The sequence below is a fragment of the Bacteroides sp. B1-V-101 genome (genome assembly GCF_023656585.1).
In the GTDB taxonomy this organism is placed as follows: Bacteria; Bacteroidota; Bacteroidia; order Bacteroidales; family Bacteroidaceae; genus Bacteroides; species Bacteroides thetaiotaomicron.
Window position 1 is genome coordinate 43,867 of the sequence record NZ_JAMOKH010000029.1, and the last position, 24,562, is coordinate 68,428.

The window sequence follows — 24,562 nt, forward strand, 5'->3', positions numbered from 1 at the left end:
TTATAAACTTAAGCTAATATGGAGAAACTTTATCTGAAAAGAAGCTGGAGGATAGGGACGTGCCTGATGGTATTGCTCACGTTCTTCGCACTTTCACTTTCGGCGCAAAACCGAAAGGTCACTGGAGTCGTTGTTGACGAGTTTGGTGATCCGCTTCCAGGTGCTAATATTACGGTGGTTGGAAACCAAAACTTAGCTACTGCGACAAATATGGAGGGACAATTTACCTTGAACAATGTGCCGAAAGATGCTATTCTGAATGTAAGATTCATAGGCTATGCTGTAAAGACTATCAGACTGGCTACCTTGAAAAACAATGATCTGCTGCGCATCGTTCTAAGTGAGGATGTCAAAGAACTGAACGATGTCGTGGTTACGGCATTGGGTATCAGCCGTGAATCCAAATCGTTGGGATATGCCCGTCAGTCCATTGACACGGAATCTCTGCTGGATACACGTGACCCGAACTTATTGAATAGTCTGAGCGGTAAAGTTTCGGGCGTTAATTTTATTTCGAATGGCGGTCCGTTGTCTTCTACCCGTGTGGAGATTCGTGGTAACAACTCCCTGACCGGAAATAACCAGCCGTTGTACGTAATTGACGGTGTGCCCATCATGAACCCGATGGGAGAAGATGGAGACTTGGACTATGGTAATCCTGCTTCTGCTATCAGCCCGGACGATATTGAATCAATCGAAGTTTTGAAAGGTGCCAATGCGGCTGCCTTGTATGGATCTGATGCTGCCAATGGCGTTATTCTGATCACTACCCGTAAAGCTACCAAGAAATCCGGACTCGGTGTTTCTTATGGCTACAATATGCAGTTTACTTTCTTGCGTGAATTTCCTGCCTATCAGAATGTTTATGGTTCGGCCAGCCTTCCGGCTGCCGGTGTGGGTGACGGATTCAACTATTATGGTTCCAACTCAAAGAACGGGTATGCTTATGACCCCAGCCTGCCTTATGGTATTTTTGTATTTAACTGGGCGAATCCGAACCAACGCTCATGGGGGCTGCCGATGTTAGGCTTTGACCTGGTGGGACGTAATAATCAGATACGTTCTTATGTACCTAATAAGGATGGTATCACGGATATGTACGAAATGGGTGTAGCCATGACTCATAGTGTTTCGGTCAATAAGGTGTTCAATGGAGCAGGTATCCGTTTCAACTATACGGGTATCGACTACGACGGAATGCTGAAGAACTTTGATAACATGAAGCGTCACACATTTGACCTGCGTGTGAATATGGATCTGGCTAAATGGCTGTCCAGTGAAATCTCCGTTAACTATCAGTTGGAAACAGCCGATAACCGTGATTATAAAGGTGACAGTAACCGTAACCCGATGCGTGCCATCATGAATATGCCGCGTGACGTCGTTATGGAGGAATTACTGCCGTGGAAGCGCGAGACAGGTGAAGCCTTCACGCGTGGTAACGGATTCTACAATCCTTACTGGCTGCTGAACGAAATCAGCAATGGTGACGGCCGTAATAACTTCCGTGGTAACCTGACTCTTAATATCAAACCGATTCAGGGAATGAATATCCGTTTGCGTGCCAGTGTAGAAAAGGCAAACAAGAACGGTTGGAAGTTCGACAATTATTATACCATGTGGGATATCGACGGACAGTACGAAACTTTCCGTGAGGCCTCCAACAACTACAACTATGAAGGAGTTATTTCTTATAACCGCAATATCAAGAAGGTCAACCTCAGTGCTAACTTGGGTACTTCTATGCAAAAGAATGACTGGTATAAACTCTGGAATCAGGTTTCTCAACTGGCAGCTCCGGATGTGAAGTCATTGTCCAACAATGCCTCAATATTGAGTGGGACGGAAAGTGTGAACGCGAAAGAGAAGCAGTCCGTATTCGGTATGTTGTCTTTGGGATATCATGGTTTGTTTGTAGACGGAACTTTCCGTAACGACTGGTCAAGTTCTTTGCCGAAAGCCAACAATTCTTACTTCTATGCTTCCGGTAGTGCCAGTGCCGTGTTGACGGAAATCTTCCCCAAGCTGAAGAGCAAGACATTCTCATTCGCCAAGTTGCGCGGATCTATTGCTCGCGTGGGTAACGATGCCGGTTTCGACCGTTTGATTAACAGTTACAGTTACGGAGGATTGTTCCGTAATGACATGGCGTGGTTCCAGGGTGACGCCGTACGCAAGAATCCGAACTTGAAACCGGAAACAACCATCTCAAAAGAAATCGGTGCGGAAGTTCGTTTGCTGGACGGACGCCTGACAGCAGATGTTACTTACTATGACAAATACACTCGTGATCAGATTGTCGAGTCGGAACTTTCTTATTTATCCAATTACCAGCGTGTAATCATCAACTCCGGTAAAATCTCCAACAAGGGTTGGGAAATCTCCGTGAGCGGTGTGCCGGTGAAAGTGAAGAACTTTGAGTGGAAAACCATTTTCAACTGGTCAAAGAACAATTCCATGGTAGAATCATTGCCCGAAGGTATCGACAAGATACAGATTGGTAGCGGTGTGTACAACGTGAAGTCTTATGCGGAAGTAGGCAAGCCTTACGGTGCTATCTATGCGAAGACATTTAAGCGCGATGCCGAAGGATACATCCTTTGTCAGCTCGACGGGTCACCGAAAGAAGGACAGGACTATGAATATTTAGGCTGTGTACAGGCTGACTGGCGAGGTGGCTGGAACAACGTGTTCCGTTTGGGTAATTTCTCCTTCTCTGTTATGTTCGACTTCCAGAAGGGTGGTAAGTTCTTCTCACAGACATCCATCCAAAGTTCTGTAGACGGACAATCCGTCAAGTCATTGGAAGGTCGTGACGCGGATTTCTTCTCCAGAAAAATTTTGGGTGAGTCGGACGAAGAACGATATGGCTTCATGCGTCCTCAGAACGCCAACACACCGACCGCAAACGGGCAGATTTATCCTGACTGGGGACGTCCTAAAGGGGTAGTTCTTCCTAACTGCCGTTATGACGAAGACGTAGAAGGGCTGGCAGGACAACAAGTATTGGGTTATTGTACCCCCGAACGCTATTGGATGCACTATACCTCTCGTGATATTTCCCGTTTCATCTACGATGCTTCTTATGTGAAGTTGCGTGAAATCACTGTCAGCTACGATTTACCGAAAAAATGGCTGAGAAAGACTCCGTTCCAGACATTCCGTGTGGCGGCTGTCGGACGAAACATTGCTACCTTGTTTGCCAATACACCGCACGGGCTTGATCCGCAGGCAACGAGTACAACAGGAAATGCACAAGGTTTCGAACGTGGTTTCAACCTGCCTTCCGCAACCTATGGATTTGATATTAAAGTTTCTTTTTAAATTCGTAAAGCATGAAATTGAAAAACAAAATATTACCGTTACTCCTGCTGGCATCGACTGCCGTGGGGTGTACGGACGGTTTCGAAACCATCAACTCGGACCCGAACAAATTGTATGAGGTAAATCTGCAGAGTATTTTCCCCGGTACGGTTTACAAAACAATGAATGCGATCAGTGAATTGAATAATAACCGTATGTGGAGTTATTCACGTTACATTACTAACGTCGCTTTCCAGACACCGTGGAACGAAAGGGGAGACGGATTCTACCGTAAGTTTTATGTAGAGATTCTGCGCGACCTGGAAGAGTTGGCAAAAGCATACGATGATGGCTCTTTGCCTAACAGTCTGGCTGTTGTAAAGACATGGAAAGCATTCACTTACTACCAGTTACTGTCACTCTATGGTCCGGTCGGACTGAGCCATGCCGGTATGGACGGAGGAACGGACAAACGTATCTTTGACTATGATTCGGAAGCCGATGCTTACTATTCCATTTTGGGTTGGCTGGATCAGGCAGTCGATGAGTTCGACGAATCATCCACTGATAAGATTTTGAAAGACCCTGTTTATAACGGAGATGTACAGAAATGGCGTAAACTGGCTAATACATTACGCCTGGAAATAGCCATGAACATCCAGAACATCAGCGAAGAGAAAGCACGCGAATATGCTGCGAAATCTATGGGACATGAAGAATGGCTGTTCAGCTCTCTGGACGATGCGTTTGCTCCCAAATATGGAACGGTGATCGACAAAGACTGTTCCTGGTATTACACTCGTTTGTATAAAGAAGAAATTCAGACGAAAGCAAACTGGGGGCTGATCCCTTCCATGAACGAATATTTCGCCATTTACCTGTTCTCATACAACGATCCGCGTATGGAGACTTACTTTGACGGCTCCAACGTTTATTGGCCCGAACGCCAGCCTTATCGTATGACGGATGTGCTGACTCGTTCACACGACTGTGATGTGAGCGGTTGTTCTGCCAGCGATCAGCAGGAACACCTGCAATGGATGATAGATGGATATGAAGTGCGTGATTCATTGCGTGTACGTTACTCCATTCCATACGTGCCTACACCGGACAATCCGGGCGCCCGTACACCGTTCGGCTGGAGAAGACCGATCGACCCGACCGACCCGAATGGTACAAGAGAAATCCCTGATCCGTTGTCAATGAACGAAGACAACAGATGCTACATCAACCCGAGATATTATGCAATGGACGCTACGATGCCTTTGCTGCGCTGGGCAGATGCTTGTTTCCTCTGCGCTGAGGCGAAAGTGAAGTTCGACTTGGGATCCAAGGATGCACAGACCTATTATGAAGAAGGCATCCGTGCTTCATTCGAAGAGAACGGCTTGTCTGCTTCTGCTGCTGCCTATATGGCTCAGGAAGGAATCGCCTGGGGAACCAGTCATAAAGGATTCTATGATACCCGTAAACTGATGACTGCCGACATCAACGGAGCAGACGGTAAGGACGGACAACTGGAACAAATCTACAAACAACGCTGGTTTGCCGACTTTCTGGATGGAATGTCTGCCTGGCGTATGGAACGCCGCACACGTGCATTGAACCTTCCGCCTCTGTTCCTGAACGGATCTCAGGCTTATGAAGAAGGCGGAAATATGTACTACGGCTGGCCCGAACGCCTTTACTTCCCGGATGCGGAACGTCAGACAAATGCAGAGGCTTATTACAGAGCTATCGATTTGTTACAGAAGAATAGTCCGAAGCCTAATGCCGCCCGTTGGGGAGACAATATCTTCACGATGCTTCAGTTCGCAAAACCTGTACCTAATCAGGAAGAGATGATAGCCAGCTGGGAGAATATTGATTATGTACAGTTCAACATGGATTTCCAAGCCAAGAAGTATGGACAGACTTATGAAGAGTTCTTGAAGAATGCCCGTGAGCTGACCGGTATCAAGGATGCCGAAGAGGCTTTGGACAAGGCTTATAACTTCTTGATAGAAGCTACACTTTTAGTTTATAAGGTAGAAAAGTAGTAATTAAGTAATGACTGAAAAATGAAAAAGTATAAGATTTTTAATAAGACAGGTCTTGCAATATGCCTGACGTTGGGACTGGTGGCCGGATCGGCATGTTCACCGACAGATGACGGTCCTTCCATCGATGATCATTTCTTGAACTATGAGATTCCGCAAATCAGACCGAGCAGCGATATTCCGGTAGGAGCCATTTATTGGAACTTGGGTAGTACGGGTGTGGATGAAAAGAAGTATGCGCGGTTGATTGGTGAATATAATCAAGGCGGACAGTATCCACAGCTTTGTCCGAATGTGCGTCCGGTGCTGGGACGTTATTCGATGGATATCAATAAAGCCGAAACAGCCGATTTGATTCAGCAGCACCTTATCTGGGCAAATAATGCCGGTATCAATTTCCTTATTTTGCCGAACATCGGTCTGGATACCAGTAAGGGAGATTTGCTGAACGAAGGTAACGTGAATTTCGTGAACTATATGGCGGGACTGAATCCCAACTCGGAAGGTATCGAATGGGGAGGTTTGCGTTATGCGGTTTCTATGGATATGAATAACTTCGCAAACGGACTTAACAACACCGCCATGATAGAAGACGATGCCGATGAAAATGGTGTCTCTGCACGTTGTGAGCAACTTTATAGCTTTTTTGTCAACCTGACAAGCCGTTTCTGTACGAACAACGATCTTTACTATACTGTAGACGGCAAACCGATGATTGTTGTCTGGAATGCTGATAAGTTGTATGCACGCGATTCTGAGAAACTTTATAATACGATCCGTGAAAGAGTACGTGAAAATGTAAAAGACGGCAATGGCAATGGGCTGGAGATCTATATCTTAGCACGTCAGGAACGCTGGACACCTCCCGCACGCTGGCATAACTTCTTCCTGAGCGGAAAAGTGGATGCTGTGTACATGGATAATATGTACAATCAGACCGACTGGTTCCGTCCTACCTGCTATCCGCAGTGTATCGACCAGAACTTTAAGTACAACCGCGAATATGAGTGGGCTAATTACGGAGTAGACTTCGTACCTAGCGTTTCACCTTCGTTCAATCAGTGGATAGATGGTGATGGAACTCAGTTCTATAACTTCCCTGTGGTATTTAAGGATGAAGATATGTTCCGTAAGATGTGTAATGTTGCCAAGATGAACTTGGGAAAGCGTCCGATGGTCATCATCGATTCTTTTAACCGTTGGAATGTGGATCAGGCTATCGAACCGACTGACCCGAATTACGGGAATGGATACGGTATGAAATACCTTAATATTGTAAAAGAAGAATTTAAAGTGAAATAAGCATGAAAGCGATAAATTTTATCAATTGGAAATATATCGGCTTGACCGGATGTTTGGTGGCATCGTTACTGACTGCATGTGGTGACGATGAAACCGGTCCGGAAGTGGTGACGCCGCTAGAGCCTAAATTGGAGATCGTGAACGAAGCGTCCACCTTCAGTTTTTCTTCTGCGGGAAATTCCGCTCAAGTACTGACATTCAATGCCAATCAGGATTGGCATATCGTACTGGATGATTCGGAAGGTGTGGATAATAGCTGGGTAGTGCTGTTTGAACGCGAAGGAACGGCCAGCGAAGGCAACAAAGTATGGGTAGCTGCAGCCGAAAATGTGGAACCGGATGCACGCCGTGCTAATTTTTCTCTCGTGTCCGGTGGCTTTAAGTTTGATTTCGTTATCTATCAGGCACAGAAGGATGCGGTGGTAATCACCGACCCGAAGGCCTACGAAAACCTGGATGCCGGTGAGCATATTATTTCCGTAGAGTTTGGAATTAACACAGGAGAGTATAAAACCAGTTTCCTCTATTCCGGTGACACGGGCTGGATCATGCCGACGGACGAACGCCCCGCAGGTGAACCGGAGACACGTGCGATGGAGAACCATACACTGTACTTTAAGGTGTTGCCGAATCAGAAGTTTGATATTCGTAGAGGTACCATTGAAATCTCTTCGAAAGATAATGATAATGTAAAGGCTACGATGAATATCTTCCAGACCGGTCTGCCCAAACCTGTCATTACGGTCGATAACAAGGAAATGTTCACTAACCTGGCATCGAAAGAAGATTCGATTCTGTTGAAATATAAGGCAACCAATACCAACGGACCAAGGGATTTGACGATTGATATTGATAAGAACGATCAGGATTGGATTTCGTTTAAGCCTGCTATAGACGCCAAGGGCGATTCTACCTTCCTCGTTTCCGTGAAAGAAAATACCGGTGGCGAACGTACGGCAACGATCGCGCTTTGTGCCGCTGCCGATAAGAAGGTGAGAGAAGAGTTTACCGTGACTCAGGCTCAGGCAAGCGATGTGGAACTGGTTATTACCAACAAGAGCGATTTCAGAACAAGTTTGGATAAGCTGGGCAGTGCCGCTACCGTGAAGTATAGCGTACAGTCTACGTTGACCGATCCGAAGAACGAGATTTTGGTGGATATCGTATATCCGGAAGAAAGTGGCTATACGGCAGAGAATGGTTGGCTGCACATGGCAAACAACTCGATGCCCGAACGTGTCATCTTCACGTACGATGTGAATAAGGTACTGAGAGAACGTCAGGCTACCGTTTACATCTATCGCAAGGGTTATGAAAACAAGAAAGACTATATGGTTATCCGTCAGGCTGCGGCCACTCAGATTGAAATTCCGGCTCCGGGAGGTTTGACGAATGTATTGCAGGGTCTTATTGATGACGAAATCTATAAAGATTGGGAATCCATCACTAGCCTGGAATTGAAGGGCAGACTCAACGATACCGATTTGAACTTACTGAAGAACATGATGACAGCGGGTAAGGGCTACAACCTGAAAACTCTGGATATGACGGAAGTGGAGAATGAAACGCTGAAGAATGGTGTATTCAACGGATGTAACCTTCTGGAGAATATTTCATTCCCGACAGGATTGCAATACGTACCGAGAGAAGCTTGTCGTAACTGTACCAAGCTGAGAACGGTAGTGGTGAACGAAGGTCCGACTTATATCGGTCGTCACGCGTTCGGTAACTCAGTAGTAAATGAAGCTTGGTTCCCGAGTACCATGACTTATGTTTACGGATACATCTTTGATAATGTGACGGCACTCAAGACTTTGCACTTAAAGTCATTACCGTTCCAGTGTAAGGAAGTTGCCCGTAGTGATGCCGACGAAGGTGCTACCCAACCGACAACCTGGTGTACTGTCTTTAAGACATGGCCGAGCACGGTATATGTACCGATGGAATATCTGGAATATTACAAGAATCCGGACCCGAAACATGTAGTTTCCATGCACTTCCAAGACCTGTTGAATACATTGACATCCGAATCGGAAGAATGGACGAAGGGACCGAAGGTTCAGCAACCGTACTTGAAGTCCAATTCGGCATTGAAGAGCAACTTTACTTGGGGATCATCTGCCACTACTATCATGGGAGAATCCAATTGATATAGAGTCAAGTAGGTATATACTATAAAAAGAGCGGACTATCAATGGCGGGAATCTTCCCGCCGACTGATAGTCCGCTTTTCTTTTGAGTCAGTAGTAAAGTCATGCATTGTTTCCTTGTCGATTTATTCGTAATGGTACAGTGAGGTTTTTAGTCCTATGACATAAAAAAAGAAAAGAATCATTGTCGCAATAATTCATTTACTTATTTAAAGGATAAAGAACTTTTCAAGGTCAGCATCCATATCTATACGAAAGATATTGACCGATTATGCAGTAACTTCCAATCGTTTATTAATAAATTCCTTCATCGTTTATTATAAACGTCCCCCAAGTTTATTATAAACTTGGACATCGTTATTTTAGTGATAAATATTAATTTAAAGCAACAAAAAGGGCTGCAATTCCCATAAAGAATCGCAACCCTTAGCTTGTATCAGACTATCTGACAAGCATTATCCGAAGTGGAAATGCCTGTAATCTGTTATTATATTATACTTATTATCGCTCATTTTTCGTCTATATTATCAATGTTATCAAATTTTCTTCCGATTTCTACTTACAAATATACAACATAGAAAGCGGTTTGTCAAGTCCTCCATGCTTCTTTCGTACATCTGATTATCCATTCATACAGTTTAGCTCATTCCCGTACGGTTTTGAACTAAATGATAGTCGGTTCTATCTTCAATTCTCCTCCTTCGGGAAGGAGGAGTACCCGTAGGGGGAGGTGGTAGGTGAATACGTAATCCTATCATTTACAAAGAAATAGGTATAAATATTATTTCTCCTACCACCTCGGTCTTCGACCACTCCTCCTTCCCGAAGGAGGAGAGTTGAGTTACTATTGTGTACTACTGTTTAGTTCATTCCTTTGCAGGAAAGAAGTAAAGCTATATAGTTATAAATCGGCGAATGGTGTTTTATAATCTTCTCCCATCGAGTCCCGATACTCCTTGCAGAAACGGTCATACAGATTTCGTGCAATCCCTTTCTTTCCCTGTGCGGAGAACACAGCGCATTTGGCGGCCAATGCTTCTTCATTCAGTGGGTCATGCAGGAACATGATGTCTGCCAGGCGGAGAATCATGTCCGGATGATTACGTTGCTTTTCGATTTCAAACAGATCCTTCAACAAGTCGATGGAGTGGCTGGAGTATGTTTCTTTGAAGTCATCCAACCAATCGAGAATGGTGTTGGGCAACAATGGTCCATACAACAGAAGTTCCAGGATCCGGTTGAGTAACTCGCTGTTTTCTTTCTCCTTGAATTGCTGGATGCGTGCAAGTACTTCGCGATAGTCGCAGAATACGTTCTCGCCCCATTTTATGTGCATGAAGTTGTTTTCCGTCACGACTTCTACATCACCGATACTCTCCAGTAATACCCGCAGTTTGCGTAAATTTACGTTACGGTTGTTGCGGGCAGCCGTCTCTTCCTTATCCGGCCATAGGATTCCCGTTGTTTTGGAGGTCAGGATACCGTTCGGATTCTTTTCCGTATATAATATCAGCAAAATAAGCAAGTGCTTCAGACGGGGAGTGAAATTGGCGGTGATATCATTTCCCTCTTTATCGCGTACATTGAAACAGCCCAGCAATGAGATGGAGGAACGGCTACGGTCGTAGTAGTGGACTATCTCTTTCGATGCGGGCTCGTTTTCTTGTTCCGGCATTGTCGGAGTAACTTTCTCCTGATTCTCTGAGATGACTTTTGGAGCCGTAACCGATTGAAGTGTTTCTTTTGAGATTGCGGACGATTGGATTGGCTGACGTTTGCTTCTTGAACGATAGAACAGCCAGGCACCGCAACCTAATATTGCTAGGACACCGATGACATACAGCAGATTCCACCATTTGCCGGAGCCCATTTCATCCACCGACTGCCGGATATCTATCTCGTTGACTAAAGGCATATTGATGGAATAGATCTTTATATCGTGCGTACGATTGTTCAGTATCTTGTCCAGCACAAGGAACAGTTTCCTGTGAGTCGGCGAATAGTAAAGGTTAAAATCGCAGTCCTGGTAGTCCAGCCTGTTATTGATCGGTTTTGAAACTTCTGTATAAACGGGGCTTTTCATGGAAATCTTCCACAATGTTCCCCCGTTGTCCGTAGATACGGCATAGAAAGAACTGTCTGCCGGTTCGAAGTACATGGAGGAAGCCATGATGGTTTCCTTGTTATCATCTTTTTTCTCCCAGATGGTGCGGGACTGTTTACTTTTTAAATTGATGGCATACAGGCCGAGGTAGTAATGGGTACTCAATTCCTGTTTACCATATTTGTTTCCTTTGCCTCCAAAGATATATAGTTCGTCGCCCACTACTGCCATAGCAGCCGAATAGCGGGGATAAAGAGGATGATCATATTTAATTTGCTCCATAATTTCACTGCCGGACTTCATGCGGAACAGGTCATTACGGTATTTATAGAAGCCATATCCGCCGAAAAAGTAGAATGAGGAGTCGGCGGGATTAAATGCTTTGGCATGGTTATAGTTGTTGGCCTCTTTGGTATTCCGTATTTCGTTGCTCCATTTTCCGTCGTCGAACGAAAAGCGGGAGATGATGTTTTCTGTCAGTGAGTAAGATACCAGTGCATTGCTCAGCGTATCATACAGCAGGTGGTTGGGATATTCTACGGCAGGATATCCTCCGCGTACGGCAGTCTCTTGTTTGAGTCTTCCGTCTTCGTCCAGCACTTTCACCGATTCGGGACTGACTACATAGAATAAGGCGCAACGGGCGTCGAATGCTATGCCTACTCTGCTGGAAGTAGTGATCTTATTGATTGTTTTCCATTCGATATGGTTGTCTATCAGCCAGAGAGGCTGGACAGCACGTGCAACGGCTCCCTCTTTTTCGTCATAACAGAGGTTGTCGTTATGTTTCCATAATTTCCATTCTCTTGTCAGTTTGCCGTCCTGTATGATGTTGATATCCCTTAAGTTGACAGGGGCTACTTCCGCCTGATAGCCTAGCATCTGGCCGAATGTAATCGTTACGCTGTTTGTTTCTTGCAGGGGGAAGGTGGACGACATCTTTTTTTTGTCGTATTCTATTTCGATCACATTGTCTTTCTGACGCAGATTCAGCGAGACATTGATCCATTTTTCCAGTTCTATGGGTTTGTCAATGATGATAATCTCATCATTGAGCATTAAAGCGGGAGCATGGTTTTGCTCGCCTGCAACAAACGAAAAGCGTATTATCTGGCCTTTGTCTGTCTTCAGATGAAGAATGGAGCCATAGTCGGCTTCATTGGCACGTATATATATCTGAAAAGAAATGGTTAAGTCGTTTTTTACGGAGAAAGGTTGGTTGTCATCCAAATATAAGGTAGACCTTTCCGGTGCCGGTACGGCATGAGACTTAAGATAAAGTCCGTAATCATATAAAGGAGACGCATCCAGTCTGCCCGCCAGGCAAAGCAGGATAAAAATCAATAATTGCAGTTGATATTTCATAGTACTTCTACTTGAATCTGTTCCTATGTGGCAAAAGTACGAAAAACAATATGATATTCATAAGAATCGGGGACTTATTTTATATAACCAAAGTGTTGGAATACTCGTATATGATAGCCGACATCCGGGGAATATGACAAGAGGTATTGTCGAAGAATCAGATGTTATTTCGATGATTCTTCGACAACCCTCTTGCGTTTAATCGCTAGAATATAGCTACTTGATTTCTAATGATGGAGGAACATCCTCTGCTCCGCTGGCCCATGCCTTGTTGGGTTTGCTGCCCATTACCAATACTAGCTTGCCACCGTTCATCAGGTCATCATGGCTGAACCATGATTTGTTCCATTCTTTGCCATTCAGTGTGGCGGACTGGATGTATTTGTTGTCATCGGAAGCGTTCTTGGCTTCGATTTCAAATACGGCTCCGTTGCTGAGTGTAATCTTGGCATCTGTGAAAAGCGGACTTCCGATGGTGTAGGCCGGCAATCCCGGAGTGACAGGGTAGAAGCCCAGGGAAGAGAAGACCACAAATGACGTCATACCTCCGCCGTCCTCATCTCCCGGAATACCCATCAGGTCATTGCGGAACCATGTTTTCAGCATTTGACGGATGCGCTTCTGTGTTTTCCACGGCTGTCCGGCATAGTTATAAAGATAAGGGACGTGCAGAGACGGTTCGTTCGCCATCGAGAATTGGCCTACATTACCCGTATGGTCGGGCAGTTTTGCGTAGAATGCATATTTGCTCCGTCCCAGCGGTTCGGTGAAAGTGCGGTCAAGGTTGGCGATGAACTGCTCGTTTCCTCCCATAAGGCTGATGAGGTCGGCTACATTGTGTGGCACGTCCCAGCGGTAAACCCAGCCGTTGTTTTCTCCATAATACTCACGGGCTCCCATGCCTCCGGGGAAACGGTAGTCGAATGGCTCAATCCATTGTCCTTCCTTATCTTTCGGATGGAAGAAAGCGGTTTCTTTATTGTAGAGATTCCGGTAGTTATACGAACATTTCAGATAGTATTCGGCTTCTTCCTTCTTGTTCAGAGCTTGGGCGATACGGGAGAGACACCACTGGTCGTAGCTGGTTCCCAGAGTGACAGCGACAGGCTGGCGCTTCTCGAAAGGATGTACGTTCGGGTCGTTTTCCGGTTCATCTACACGGAGAGCGGGGATATAACCGTTTTCACGGTAGAAATTGTCCAGCCAGCCGGCCGGTGCTCCCGACCACGGGGCGAGCGTCTTTTCTTCAATCCCTTTCCGGCAAGCCTCGTAGGCTTTTGCCGTGTCTACTTTCAACCCTTTGGCCAGTGCGTCGGCTACCGTGGCAACGGCATGATTGGAGTTCATGCGACGTGTGTCACCTGTTACTTCGGGGAAAGTAGGCATCCACATATTGCCCATTTGTTCCGCCATGCGCAGGTAGGATGCGATGATGTCTTCTTCCTTTTGTTGGTCGATCAGTGTGCGGAGAGGATGTGCGGCACGGTAAGTGTCCCAAATCCAGTCGTCGGTGTAGAAAGGAGTACCGTTGTCTTCGTGTACCTTTCCATCGAAGGCGCTGAAGTAACGGCCGTCTTCGCTCATGCAGATGGGACGTTCGAAGGTACGGTAGAAAGAAGAGTAGAATACGGTTTTGTCATCTTCCGTTCCTCCTTCTACTTGGATACGTCCCAACGTTTCGTTCCAGATTTGGCGTCCCGCTTCTGCCAGTGCTTTGATGTTATAGTCTTTTAATTCGCGGTGCAGGTTCTTTTCGGCCTGTTCCTCGCTGATGAAAGAAATACCGTAGCGGAGGTTGACCGTTGTGGTTCCATCGGCAAAGCGCCATGCCGCACAGGCATTTGCGCCTTCGGCATTATCCTTGCTTGTTTCAATAGTGCCGTTTTCGAGGATGCCGGCGCTTATCGGCTTCTCCTGTGCTTCTATATATACATAGACATTGGTGTTGTCATTTAGTTGCTGGCGACCGCTGATGAAGTTCTCGTTGGCGTGAATAGAGCCATTGCGGGAGTTTACGATGAGATAAGCCGGTTTGTCTGCCTCATACGTTATCCGGTAGATAGCCGACTGATGGGAAAGCGCATATTCCGCTTTCATACGGTTGTCATCCAGTTCCACATCGAAAGAATAAGGAGTAATGTGCTCGTTGTCATAGTTATACGTTATGACCGGACGCAGCTTTTCTCCCTGATAGGGACTGAAATTGAATGCAGAACGTTCCCGGTGGTTGGTGACGATCAATGGAAGCCCCTTCAGCAGTTCGGAGGTGTAATCGGCACGTTCCGGGTAAACACGAAGCATACTGTTGGGTAACTGGATGGTGGGGAACGTGGGAACCAGCAGATGGCTGATGTTGCCGATATACGGGTTGACGTAATCGACCGGGGTCCGATCCGCTGTTTGCAGGCTACCGTTACATGCACTCAGCGTTGAAATGATAGCCGCCGAGGCTAAAATGTGTGTAAGTTTCATCATTTGTTTATTTACTATTATTTGGTTTCCGGATTCACGAAAGCTGCTTTCAACAGCGGAAGGAAATCTTTCTTGTTATCACATTTGAAATAACCGGTGAAGTCGTTCCGGTCTCCGGCTCCTAGTTTGATCACCAGTTTATTCCATCCTTGCAGCAAGGGCAATTCTTTGTAGATGATTTCGTTGCGTCCGTCGTGGGATACAGCCGTATAAGGTTTGTCGTTGATGAGCAGCGCACGTTTCTTTGCTTTCACAAAGAGGGATAGTTTCGGCATGTTCGGTTCTATCAACAGGTCGTCCAAAGGGCGTGGACTGAATACATAAAGTTCCAGTGTCCATTCACCGTCGCTGTCCTTCACCAGTTTCTCTTTGGTGGCTACGGGGAAGTTGATCTGTTCGTCGCGCAGGAAGAAGACCTCGTCGATATTGACTTCCGGCTTTTGGAAGGCTATTCCGGCATTCTTCAGAATAGCGCTCAAAGTGTTGAATCCCTTCTCTGAGTTGGCAAATTCGGTTAATGTGTTCAGATAGAAAGTGGAAGCATTCTGCTGGCATTTTACAAATACAGGAGTGGCGGCTGTACATTCGTATTCACTGCGGATCGTTCCGGCAGTCTTGATCTCTTCCGGGCGTTTGTTCCACTTTCTCCAGTCGGTCTTACAGGCGTTCAGCAAGACGTCGCCTTCTTCTACGAAAGCTCCTTTCAGCGAGTAGCTGGAAGCGTTGGGCTTCTGAAGTTCACAGAAGTAGAAGTCGGAATTATTGAGTCCGTGCATCCATGACTTTTGTACGGGCAGGAAAGAAGAACGCTGCAGATTATCTAAGGACACCGGAAGCGGAAGAATTTCATTGTATGCGGCTACCGTTTCCGGTGTGAGTCCCCATATCCATACATCCGCTCCTTTGGCGATTTGCTTTTGTATCTCATCCTTGGTAGAAGCATCCAACTTTTGGCTACCGTCTACGATATGAAGCAACAGGGAAGGAGTGTTTGTCTTCTTGGAGAATATGACTCCTTGCGCATCCATCAGCTGCTTTAATTTACTGTTCTGACTACCGATAAAGATGACTTCCTTATACTTTTTGGAAGGAGTTGTTGCTTTGCGATGGTCGTACTGTTGTTTGTCGATTACAGCATAAGGAGACCAGGCCGGTTTGCCCGGAGCATTGGCTGCGCGTAAGGCACTGTACATCGGCCATTCCTGATAGAGCGGCAAGGTCGGGTCATAACCGGGGTTGAACGTCGTGCAATAAGGGCCTATACGTTCGGGCTGTACGCCCGGAACTCCTTCTTTGTAATTACCGAAGAAGACTCCGTCAGCCTCAACGGTGGGAGCTTTGCTTTTGTCTTTCTTGCCGAGTGGAAGCGGTTTCAAGGCATACCATGCCATATTGAAGACTGTGCTGTAAGAGGCTCCCATCTGTCTTTGGTTGACGATGAGGTTGTAACATTCGTTAGCCAATCCTTCCATACGGCCTTCCTGTGATTCGTAAGCACGTTCTCCGTTATATTTGGCAACCTGTTCCGGGGTGCCGTAATAAGCCATACTGTGTTCGCCGATTCCCCAAGGTTTTCCGATTTCAATCCAGCGTTTCATGGAGTTGATGTCTCCGTAGTGTCCTACGGTTACGGGCAATATACCGTCACCGTCATCTTCTCCGTCTGCTGAAATCCACGGGCGGGTAGGGTCGTACTGATGTACAATGTCACGCCATTCTTCCCATGCCTTCTTTTGTACCGGCATCAGTTCGGGGCGATTGTAAACGTGCAGGATAACGGGTTTGTTTTCGTTGCTGATACTCCAGCCGAAAACGGACGCGTGATTTCTGTCGCGCAGGACAAAACGTTTCAGGTGTTCTTTGGATGCTTCCCAAAAGAGGTCGGAGTCCAGTTTCGGACCACCGTCGCTGGCCCAGTTGGCTGTTTCATTCAGCACGCAGATACCCATTTCATCGGCCATGTCGAGGTAGAAGCGGGGATAGACTTGCGCGTGCGGACGGACTGCGTTGGCATTCATCCCTTTAATGGCGGTGAACCAGGCCCACGCATAACGGCGGGTCATCTGCGGGATACCCATAAAATGCCAGGAGTCACCATGTAATGCGTAAGGTTCGCCGTTCAGGTATTGTGTAGTACCTTGCAATGTCCATTCACGCCAGCCGAAACGTTCGTATTTGGTGTCAACAGTCTGTTTCTGGTTGTTGACGGAAAGCAACAGGGCATACAGGTTGGGATGCTCCGGAGTCCAGTATTTTAATATATCCTTGCCGACAGGTACTTGCAAGGTCACTTTCTGTGAAGCCTTGGCTGGCAGAGACACTTTCGTAGGAGCGACTTTCAATGCTTCGTTACCAAGCGTCCAGTTCGGAACGGGAGCGGAGTTGACGTCCGTGCCTGCGCAGTTCACCCATTCGCGGATATTACCTTGCAGTTGTACGTCAGTCTTCTTCTCTGTCCGGTTCTGAAGAGTTACTTCTATTTCCAGTGTATTCTTTGATACCAGCGGTTTTACGTATACGTCTTCCAGATGGATTTTCGGCAAAGCCAACAGATATACATCCTGCCAGATACCGTTGATCTGATATCCCCACATCGAGCCGCCCGGAACAATGCGGCGTCCGATGGTCGCATTGTTTTCGAATAGCGACTGGCTTCGTACGCCTACCAGTATCTCTATGTTTTCGCCGGCAGTCACTTTATCGGTGATGTCAAAGCTGAACGGTAAGAACAAGTCGAAGTTTTCGCCTACCTTTTCTTTATTTACGTAGACTTCGGAATATCCGGCTACGGCCTCAAAGTGAAGTTTGATTTGCTGCCCCGACCAGTCGGCAGGGATGGTGACATTCTTCTTCATCCATGCCATTTTCACTTGTTCCCATTCTTTAGGGTATGAAGGGTAGTTGCGGTGGTCGGGACCTTCCAGGTCACGGTAAGCAAAAGCATTGATATTCCACGGTGAAGGGATTTTGATACGTGTCTTGCTCCATTCGCTGTCGTTTTCCGGCAATGGTAGTTCGGGAGCGAGTCCTTTTCCCTGAACGTATTCTTTCGGCAAGCGGACAGGCTGGAAATCCCAATAACCGTTGATGCAAATCTCTTGTCGATGTTCCTTTTCTGTTTGGTTCACCAGACCTTCGCTGGGGGCAAAGGTGTAGGGATAGACCAGTTTCTGATCATTAGCCACTGTTTGTGTCTGCGCGTTTACCTTTGTAGATTGCAAGGTAAAGCCGGTCAGCAGACCGCATAGTAAAATTAAACTTCTCTTCATATTCATAATTTAATGAGTTTTCCGGTATTATCAAGGGCAAAGTAAAGGTCGAACCATTAAAAAGAGAGGATAAAGCAAATTAATTCTTCATTAAAATGGAATTAATTGTACCATAAAATGTTTTTTTCTCTCCGGAAAGGATGAAAATGGTCCGGTTACTTGCTTTTTATCCGAATGTAACTCACTTGGGCTTTTCGTATTGTTCTACCGCCCTCCTTAATTTCTTTTCTATTAGCTCCACCAGTGTCTGCGGGTAAAGAACTTGTATTCCGTTGGCATATCCGAAGAATACCCGTTCCAGTTCATGGTTGATGACTACCTCTATTTCAAGAATCACACTTCCGTCTACCATTGTTTCTATGGTTCGTTGGCTGTGGTGTATCGGTTTGGTCAGGATGTAGGGAACTTCGGCGGCAGCTACTTTAAAACCGACCTTCTCGGCTTTGCTTCCGGAGTTTTTGGTCACCCCTACCAAGTCGTCAAAGAATGTGTTCGGGTCGAAGAATGTATTCTTTATAAAGGGTTCCCGTAATAATACCTCTAACGAATGGATTCTGTCCAGAGCCAGATTCTGCAATATCCGTCCGCTTTTTCTGATTCCAAATACGAACCAACGGTTGCGATATTCCTTTAATAGATAAGGATAGAAGGTGAAGCTGTTTGCCGAACGGGCCTTGAACGAACGGTATTTAAGTTGCAGGGGATGTTCGTTGACGATGGCATGGTAAATGGTATCCAGATAATCCAGCCCTTTCAGAGATTCGTTCTTTTCGAAGTCGATGACCGGAGTCGTCTTCATTCGGGCGGAGGCTACGTGATCTTCCAGCCGGTTCACAATCTCACTCATCTCCGTGAAGTAGGAGAAACCCTTGAACTGCCGCAGAACTTCCACGGCTTCCGACATCGTTTTCAGGTCCTGTTCGTTCAGCGGGGTCTGTGTGATGCTGTATTCCGGGTCTTCGTACTTGTAATACTTGTTTTCGTATACCACAATCGGTGCGTTATAACCAAGCTTCTCGCTGCGCATCATCTGTATATCCATTTGTACGGCACGTTTGCTGATTCCCTTGTCGATTCCTTCATATTCGTAAAGGGCAGCCGAGCAGGCATCTACCAAGTCTTCCAGTGTCCAGCGACGATAAGGATTACGCAGACAGTTATCAATCGTTTTATAACGAATCAAGGCATTTCTATTGACCGGCATAGGCGGAAGTATAAAGATTTTCTCCAAAAGTAGAAAAATAATTTGAAGTACGCAAAAAGGCTGCGCACCCACCCCCGTATCTTTGCAAAAGAAAACAAATAAAGAGTATAAATGATGAAGTTTAACTGGATAAATAAAGGAATGAATAAAGTGCTGAACAAAGAATCGGCACCGGCTTACCGGCTGACACCCGAATGGGAATTGTACACATCCGTGGTAACTACTTCATTGAACAACAGTTTCTATGAGCAGGCGGAAGAGAGAATAGAAAGGGTCCGTACGCTCATCGGAAAATGTAACCCTTTGTTTGTGGCGCAACTGGCGGCGTACGCAAGGGAAACGATGAACCTGCGTTCCATCCCTTTGGTGATGGCGGTAGAACTGGCGCGTATCCATCAGGGCGACAATCTGGTGAAGCGGGTAACTGCCCGTACCGTTCGGCGTGCCGATGAAATCACCGAACTGCTGGCCTGTTATCAGCAGGCAAACCGGCGGACGGGGACAAAGAAACTGAACCGTCTTTCCAAACAGTTGCAGGCAGGGCTACAGGATGCATTCAATACATTCGATGCGTACCAGTTTGCCAAATATAACCGTTCGGCAGAAGTTTGTCTGAAAGATGCCTTGTTTCTTGTGCACCCGAAAGCGAAAGATGAACGGCAACAGGAAATTTTCAATGGAATAGTCAATGATAATCTTCCGGTTCCCTATACTTGGGAGACAGAATTGTCAGCTTTAGGTCAGTGTACCTTTGCTACGGAAGAAGAACGGCGAAAAGCTTTCCGTGCCAAATGGGAAGAATTGATAGACAGTGGTAAACTAGGATACATGGCTTTGCTGCGCAATCTGAGGAATATACTGGAAGCGGAAGTTTCTGCAGACCATATTCTGACAGTAGGGAAGAGGCTGTCTTCCGAAAAGGCGGTTGAAAACTCCAGGCAGTTGCCTTTCCGCTTTTTGGCTGCTTACCGTGAGTTGTCGAAGACTCCTTCGCTCTATGCTACGATGTTGATGACGGCTTTGGAACGTGCCGTGCAGGTGTCTGCCCGCAATATTACCGGATTTGATGAATCTACCCGTGTGCTGATAGCCTGTGACATATCCGGTTCCATGCAGTGTCCGGTTTCGGCAAAGAGTAAAGTATTGTACTATGACATCGGTTTGCTGCTGGGAATGTTGTTGAAGTCACGTTGCAAGCAGGTGATGACGGGTATCTTTGGCGATAGATGGAAGATTATCAATCTGCCCGATACGGGTATCTTGTCCAATGTCGATGCTTTCTATAAAAGGGAAGGTGAAGTGGGATACTCTACAAACGGATATTTGGTTATCAAAGACCTGATAGACCGGAAGGCGCAGATGGATAAGATAATGATGTTCACCGACTGTCAGTTGTGGAATAGCCATAGTGATTTGCAGATAACGGATTTGTGGAGGAAGTACAAGAAAATTTGTCCGGCAGCCAAGTTGTATCTGTTTGACTTAAGCGGATATGGCAACACTCCGCTGGATATCACTCGTGACGATGTATTTCTGATAGCGGGATGGTCGGATAAGATATTTGATATTTTGTCTGCAATCGACAAAGGAAATGATGCGTTGCAGGAGATAAAAAAGATAGTGATATAACCGGAGTTCTCAGGATTCCGGTTTACGGAAAAAACAAGTGTCGTAGAGAAGAGTTACTTCGTTTGGGACGACCATAGGTCGCGGGTTCGACTCCCGCTGCTCTCCTTATTCTTTGAGGAAAAGCATAGCTCAGTTGGATAGAGCAGGTTATAGTCTCTTTTCGTTTGTTACCTTGTTTTTACTTTGACATAAGCAGAATGTCGTAGAGAAGAGTTACTTCGTCTCATTTTAGGGGAGGAATAGTGAAGTTGTAAAATCAGCAAGACTATCCGGTTCGACTCCGGCATTGACGTGCCCTATTTCTCTTTTCGCCTGTTACTTCTGCTTTTCTATATGCCTGTAGCTCCCTTTTTTCAATGATGTATCAAAAGTGTTACTCTTTGAAACAAAGTTTATAGACGAAGGTGAAGATAGCCCCTATCTTTGCCTTCGTCTATTTTTGACTAACACTCGTATAACTCTGAATATCCTGTTACCATGAAAACAACTTCTTGGATAAAACAATGTAAAGGTGCCACACTCGCACTGGCTGTTTCCTTTGGACTGACCTGTTGCCAGTCAACCGGAAGCACATTCACCCTTGAACAGAAAGGTGATAGCCTGACAATTGTCCACATCGTTCATCCTACCCATTATATATTACTCCCCATCGAGGAAGAAGCCGATGAAAGTCAGGTGCGGCTCGATACGGGGAATGCAACGGATACCGATATGGATATCCGTCTGGCACAGACAAAGGTCGATTATTTTGTTCCCTTTGCCTTGCCGGCTGATACAAAGGCAGCCACTTTGCGCATTCAAAGGAAATCGAAAGACGCCCTCTGCTGGGAAGAAATCAGATTATCCGATACGTTTGATACTGCCAATACGGATAAATTCCGTCCTGTCTACCATCATACTCCCCTTTATGGCTGGATGAATGATGCAAACGGATTGGTATATAAAGATGGAGAGTATCATTTGTATTATCAGCATAACCCTTATGGCTCCAAATGGGGAAATATGCATTGGGGACATTCAGTCAGCAAGGACCTGATGCATTGGGAACATCTGGCGCCTGCCATTGCCCGTGATACATTAGGGCATATCTTTTCCGGCAGTTCTATTGTCGATCAGGAGGATGTGGCGGGCTACGGAGCAGGTTCCATCCTCGCTTACTATACTTCTGCCAGCGATAAGAACGGACAGATTCAGTGTTTGGCTTATAGCAAAGACAACGGACGGACATTTACTAAATACGAAAAGAATCCTGTCCTGCGTCCTTCCGATGGTCTGAAAGATTTCCGTGACCCAAAAGTCTTCTGGTATGCACCGGAGAGTAAATGGGTGATGATTGTCTCTGCCGATAAGGAAATGCGTTTCTATGACTCCCATAATCTGAAGGACTGGAACTACCTGAGTAGTTTTGGCGAAGGATACGGTGTGCAACCCTGTCAGTTTGAATGTCCGGATATGGTGGAACTTCCTGTAGACGGCGATATCAACCATAAGAAATGGGCATTGATTGTCAATGTAAATCCGGGATGTTACTTCGGAGGGAGTGCTACTCAATATTTTATCGGTGACTTTGACGGTACAAAATTTATTTGTGACAATCAGCCGAATGTCACGAAATGGCTGGACTGGGGAAAAGATCACTATGCTACCGTCTGTTTCTCAAATACGGGAAACCGTGTGGTGGCAGTGCCTTGGATGAGCAACTGGCAGTATTGCAATATCGTTCCGACCCGGCAGTTCCGTAGTGCCAATGCACTGCCCCGTGAATTGGGACTCTATACACAGGACAATGATATTTATCTTTCCGCCGCACCGGTAGCGGAAACTAAGAACTTACGAAAAGAAAGCAAGGATATTCCGTCTTTTACGGTAGACAAGGATTATCACATCGAATCTTTATTGACTGATAATGAAGGAGCTTATGAGCTTTCTCTGAACATCAAAACTGGAAAGGCGGAAATTATGGGATTCAGTCTTTTCAATGACAAGGGAGAGAAGGTGGATATTTATCTTAATCTTCCGGAAAAGAAACTGGTGATGGACCGTACGAAAAGCGGCATCGTAGATTTCGGGAAAAACAGCTCTCCGCACGAGATCGAGGCGCACGATCGACGGAAGACGATTTCTATCAATTATATAGATGATTTCGCATTGGCTACATGGGCGCCTATCAAAAAGGAAGATGAATACAAACTGGATGTCTTTGTTGATAAGTGTTCGGTAGAAATATTTCTGGATGGTGGGAAGATAGCGATGACTAATCTGATTTTCCCTACAGAGCCGTACAATCGTATGTGTTTTTACAGTAAGGGCGGTACATTCGCAGTCGATTCATTCAGTGTGCATAGGTTAGGTTTATAAAAGGATAGATTTGTTTTTCAGTAGGTATTTATCAAGAATATAATCAAGTGTTTATCACTTGTATCATCTGTATTTCATAGATTAGATTTATGAGTTAGTTTTTAAGTTAGGTTTTGTAGATTAGGTGTTTGACAGCTGCCGTCCGTGAGGTTCGGCAGCTGTTCTGTGTTTAATCTATTCGCAGAATAGGTTGTCATTACTTATTCATTGATCTCAATCGTATACCCTCCTTTGAAAGTTTCTTTCGGTTGCAGGTGTTGCATCCAGCCTTTGTCTTTGTATTCGCCTGTGTAATGTGCGCGGTCGCAGCGACCGTACCACGGTTCGATGCAGACAAAAGGGGCATTCTTTGCAGGCGGAGACCATAGACCGACTACGGGAGCATGAAAGTGCAGGCTTAAATAAGCTTTCTTTTCCTTGGTATAAAGGGTCACTTTATGGATTTGCTCATTCTCTATTATCAAAGCATCTTTATCGAAAGTATGTGTATCCAATGGCAATAACCCGTCTGTAAGTTCCAGAGAATATTCAGTGGAAGGATCTGCACATCCTTTTTCTGAAATGAGGATATACTTCAATCCTTCTTCCTTGTCAAAACCGAAGAAACCACGATTCTGTGTATCTGCATTAAAATCCGGCCAATAGAATGCAGGATGCGCACCGATTTGAAAATACATTTCTTTTTCTCCGGTATTCTTAACTTCCCATATAACCTCGATCTGCTTACCCTGAATACGATAACCTATTTCCAGACAAAACGGGAAAGGAAATTTCCATAATGTCTCTTCATTACTGACAAGGCGGTATCGTACTTCGTCTTCTTTCTCTGAAACAAGAGTAAATTCCATATCGCGGGCAAAGCCGTGTTGACTCAATGTATAAGCGATACCTTCATTACGATACTGGTTTTCCCACACACTTCCTACAATCGGGAAAAGTACAGGAGAGTGGCGTTTCCAAAAAGCAGGGTCGGCTTGCCACAGATACTCTTTCCCATTGGCGAAGATACTGCAAAGTTCGGCTCCATGCGGAGATACCTGAATAGTAAGTTGTTCGTTGGAGATTGTTTTCATATCATTCAGTTTTCTGTTGGTTACTTTGAGTGATTATATGCTTATTATATGAATAATATCCCTTTTTACAAGGACTTAAATTACTATACAAAGGTAGTATTTTCTATGATTGAGAGAGAATATAATCCCGACTTTCTTATGATGGAGAATTATTCTTATAAAACCCTATAAAATAGCGTTCTATGCAACATATCTTACAGCATTTGAAACATTTTTTTCAGTCGGTTGACTTAAATCAACCGTAATTTGCATCATCGAAAAGAGAAAATTCGTACTTTTAAATTAATAACATTA

At 45.6% G+C, this 24,562-nt stretch carries 11 protein-coding genes; 6 read left to right on the plus strand and 5 right to left on the minus strand.

Annotated features, from left to right (window positions below):
- The first annotated feature begins 18 nt into the window (after positions 1-18).
- From NBH01_RS18885 to NBH01_RS18900, 4 genes are read left to right on the plus strand one after another with little or no spacing between them, the layout of a single operon-like run.
- Positions 19-3,324: a SusC/RagA family TonB-linked outer membrane protein gene (locus NBH01_RS18885; RefSeq protein WP_225680742.1), complete on the plus strand. Its 3,306-nt coding sequence runs from the start codon at positions 19-21 to the stop codon at positions 3,322-3,324.
- A gap of 11 nt (positions 3,325-3,335) precedes the next feature.
- Positions 3,336-5,342, plus strand: a complete 2,007-nt coding sequence (locus NBH01_RS18890; RefSeq protein ID WP_118307528.1) for a SusD/RagB family nutrient-binding outer membrane lipoprotein — start codon at positions 3,336-3,338, stop codon at positions 5,340-5,342.
- A gap of 21 nt (positions 5,343-5,363) precedes the next feature.
- Positions 5,364-6,644: a glycoside hydrolase family 71/99 protein gene (locus NBH01_RS18895; protein WP_195381102.1), complete on the plus strand. Its 1,281-nt coding sequence runs from the start codon at positions 5,364-5,366 to the stop codon at positions 6,642-6,644.
- A 2-nt stretch (positions 6,645-6,646) separates the two neighbouring features.
- Positions 6,647-8,794, plus strand: coding sequence for a BACON domain-containing protein (locus NBH01_RS18900; RefSeq protein WP_250700222.1), 2,148 nt, complete (start codon positions 6,647-6,649; stop codon positions 8,792-8,794).
- 901 nt (positions 8,795-9,695) lie between these two features.
- On the opposite strand, the gene NBH01_RS18905 is transcribed toward NBH01_RS18900, so the two are convergent.
- The 4 genes from NBH01_RS18905 to NBH01_RS18920 form a co-directional block, all read right to left on the minus strand.
- Positions 9,696-12,263 (minus strand): hypothetical protein, encoded by a 2,568-nt coding sequence (locus tag NBH01_RS18905; RefSeq protein ID WP_055300302.1) that lies wholly within the window; start codon positions 12,261-12,263, stop codon positions 9,696-9,698.
- A gap of 216 nt (positions 12,264-12,479) precedes the next feature.
- Positions 12,480-14,735: a GH92 family glycosyl hydrolase gene (locus NBH01_RS18910; RefSeq protein WP_055300347.1), complete on the minus strand. Its 2,256-nt coding sequence runs from the start codon at positions 14,733-14,735 to the stop codon at positions 12,480-12,482.
- A gap of 17 nt (positions 14,736-14,752) precedes the next feature.
- On the minus strand, positions 14,753-18,004 hold the full coding sequence (locus tag NBH01_RS18915) for a glycoside hydrolase family 2 protein (protein ID WP_225680633.1): 3,252 nt from the start codon (positions 18,002-18,004) through the stop codon (positions 14,753-14,755).
- 181 nt (positions 18,005-18,185) lie between these two features.
- Entirely contained in the window at positions 18,186-19,208 is a 1,023-nt protein-coding gene (locus tag NBH01_RS18920; RefSeq protein ID WP_225680635.1) for a helix-turn-helix transcriptional regulator, read from the minus strand.
- Between the two features lie 111 nt (positions 19,209-19,319).
- On the opposite strand from NBH01_RS18920, the gene NBH01_RS18925 reads away from it, so the two are divergent.
- The gene (locus tag NBH01_RS18925; protein ID WP_250700223.1) at positions 19,320-20,837 is read left to right on the plus strand and encodes a TROVE domain-containing protein; all 1,518 of its coding nucleotides are present in this window, start codon (positions 19,320-19,322) and stop codon (positions 20,835-20,837) included.
- A 477-nt stretch (positions 20,838-21,314) separates the two neighbouring features.
- Complete coding sequence (locus NBH01_RS18930; RefSeq protein WP_072067387.1) at positions 21,315-23,195, plus strand: glycoside hydrolase family 32 protein; 1,881 nt, start codon at positions 21,315-21,317, stop codon at positions 23,193-23,195.
- 200 nt (positions 23,196-23,395) lie between these two features.
- On the opposite strand, the gene NBH01_RS18935 is transcribed toward NBH01_RS18930, so the two are convergent.
- Entirely contained in the window at positions 23,396-24,268 is an 873-nt protein-coding gene (locus NBH01_RS18935; protein ID WP_022469961.1) for an aldose 1-epimerase family protein, read from the minus strand.
- Between the last annotated feature and the right edge of the window lie 294 nt (positions 24,269-24,562).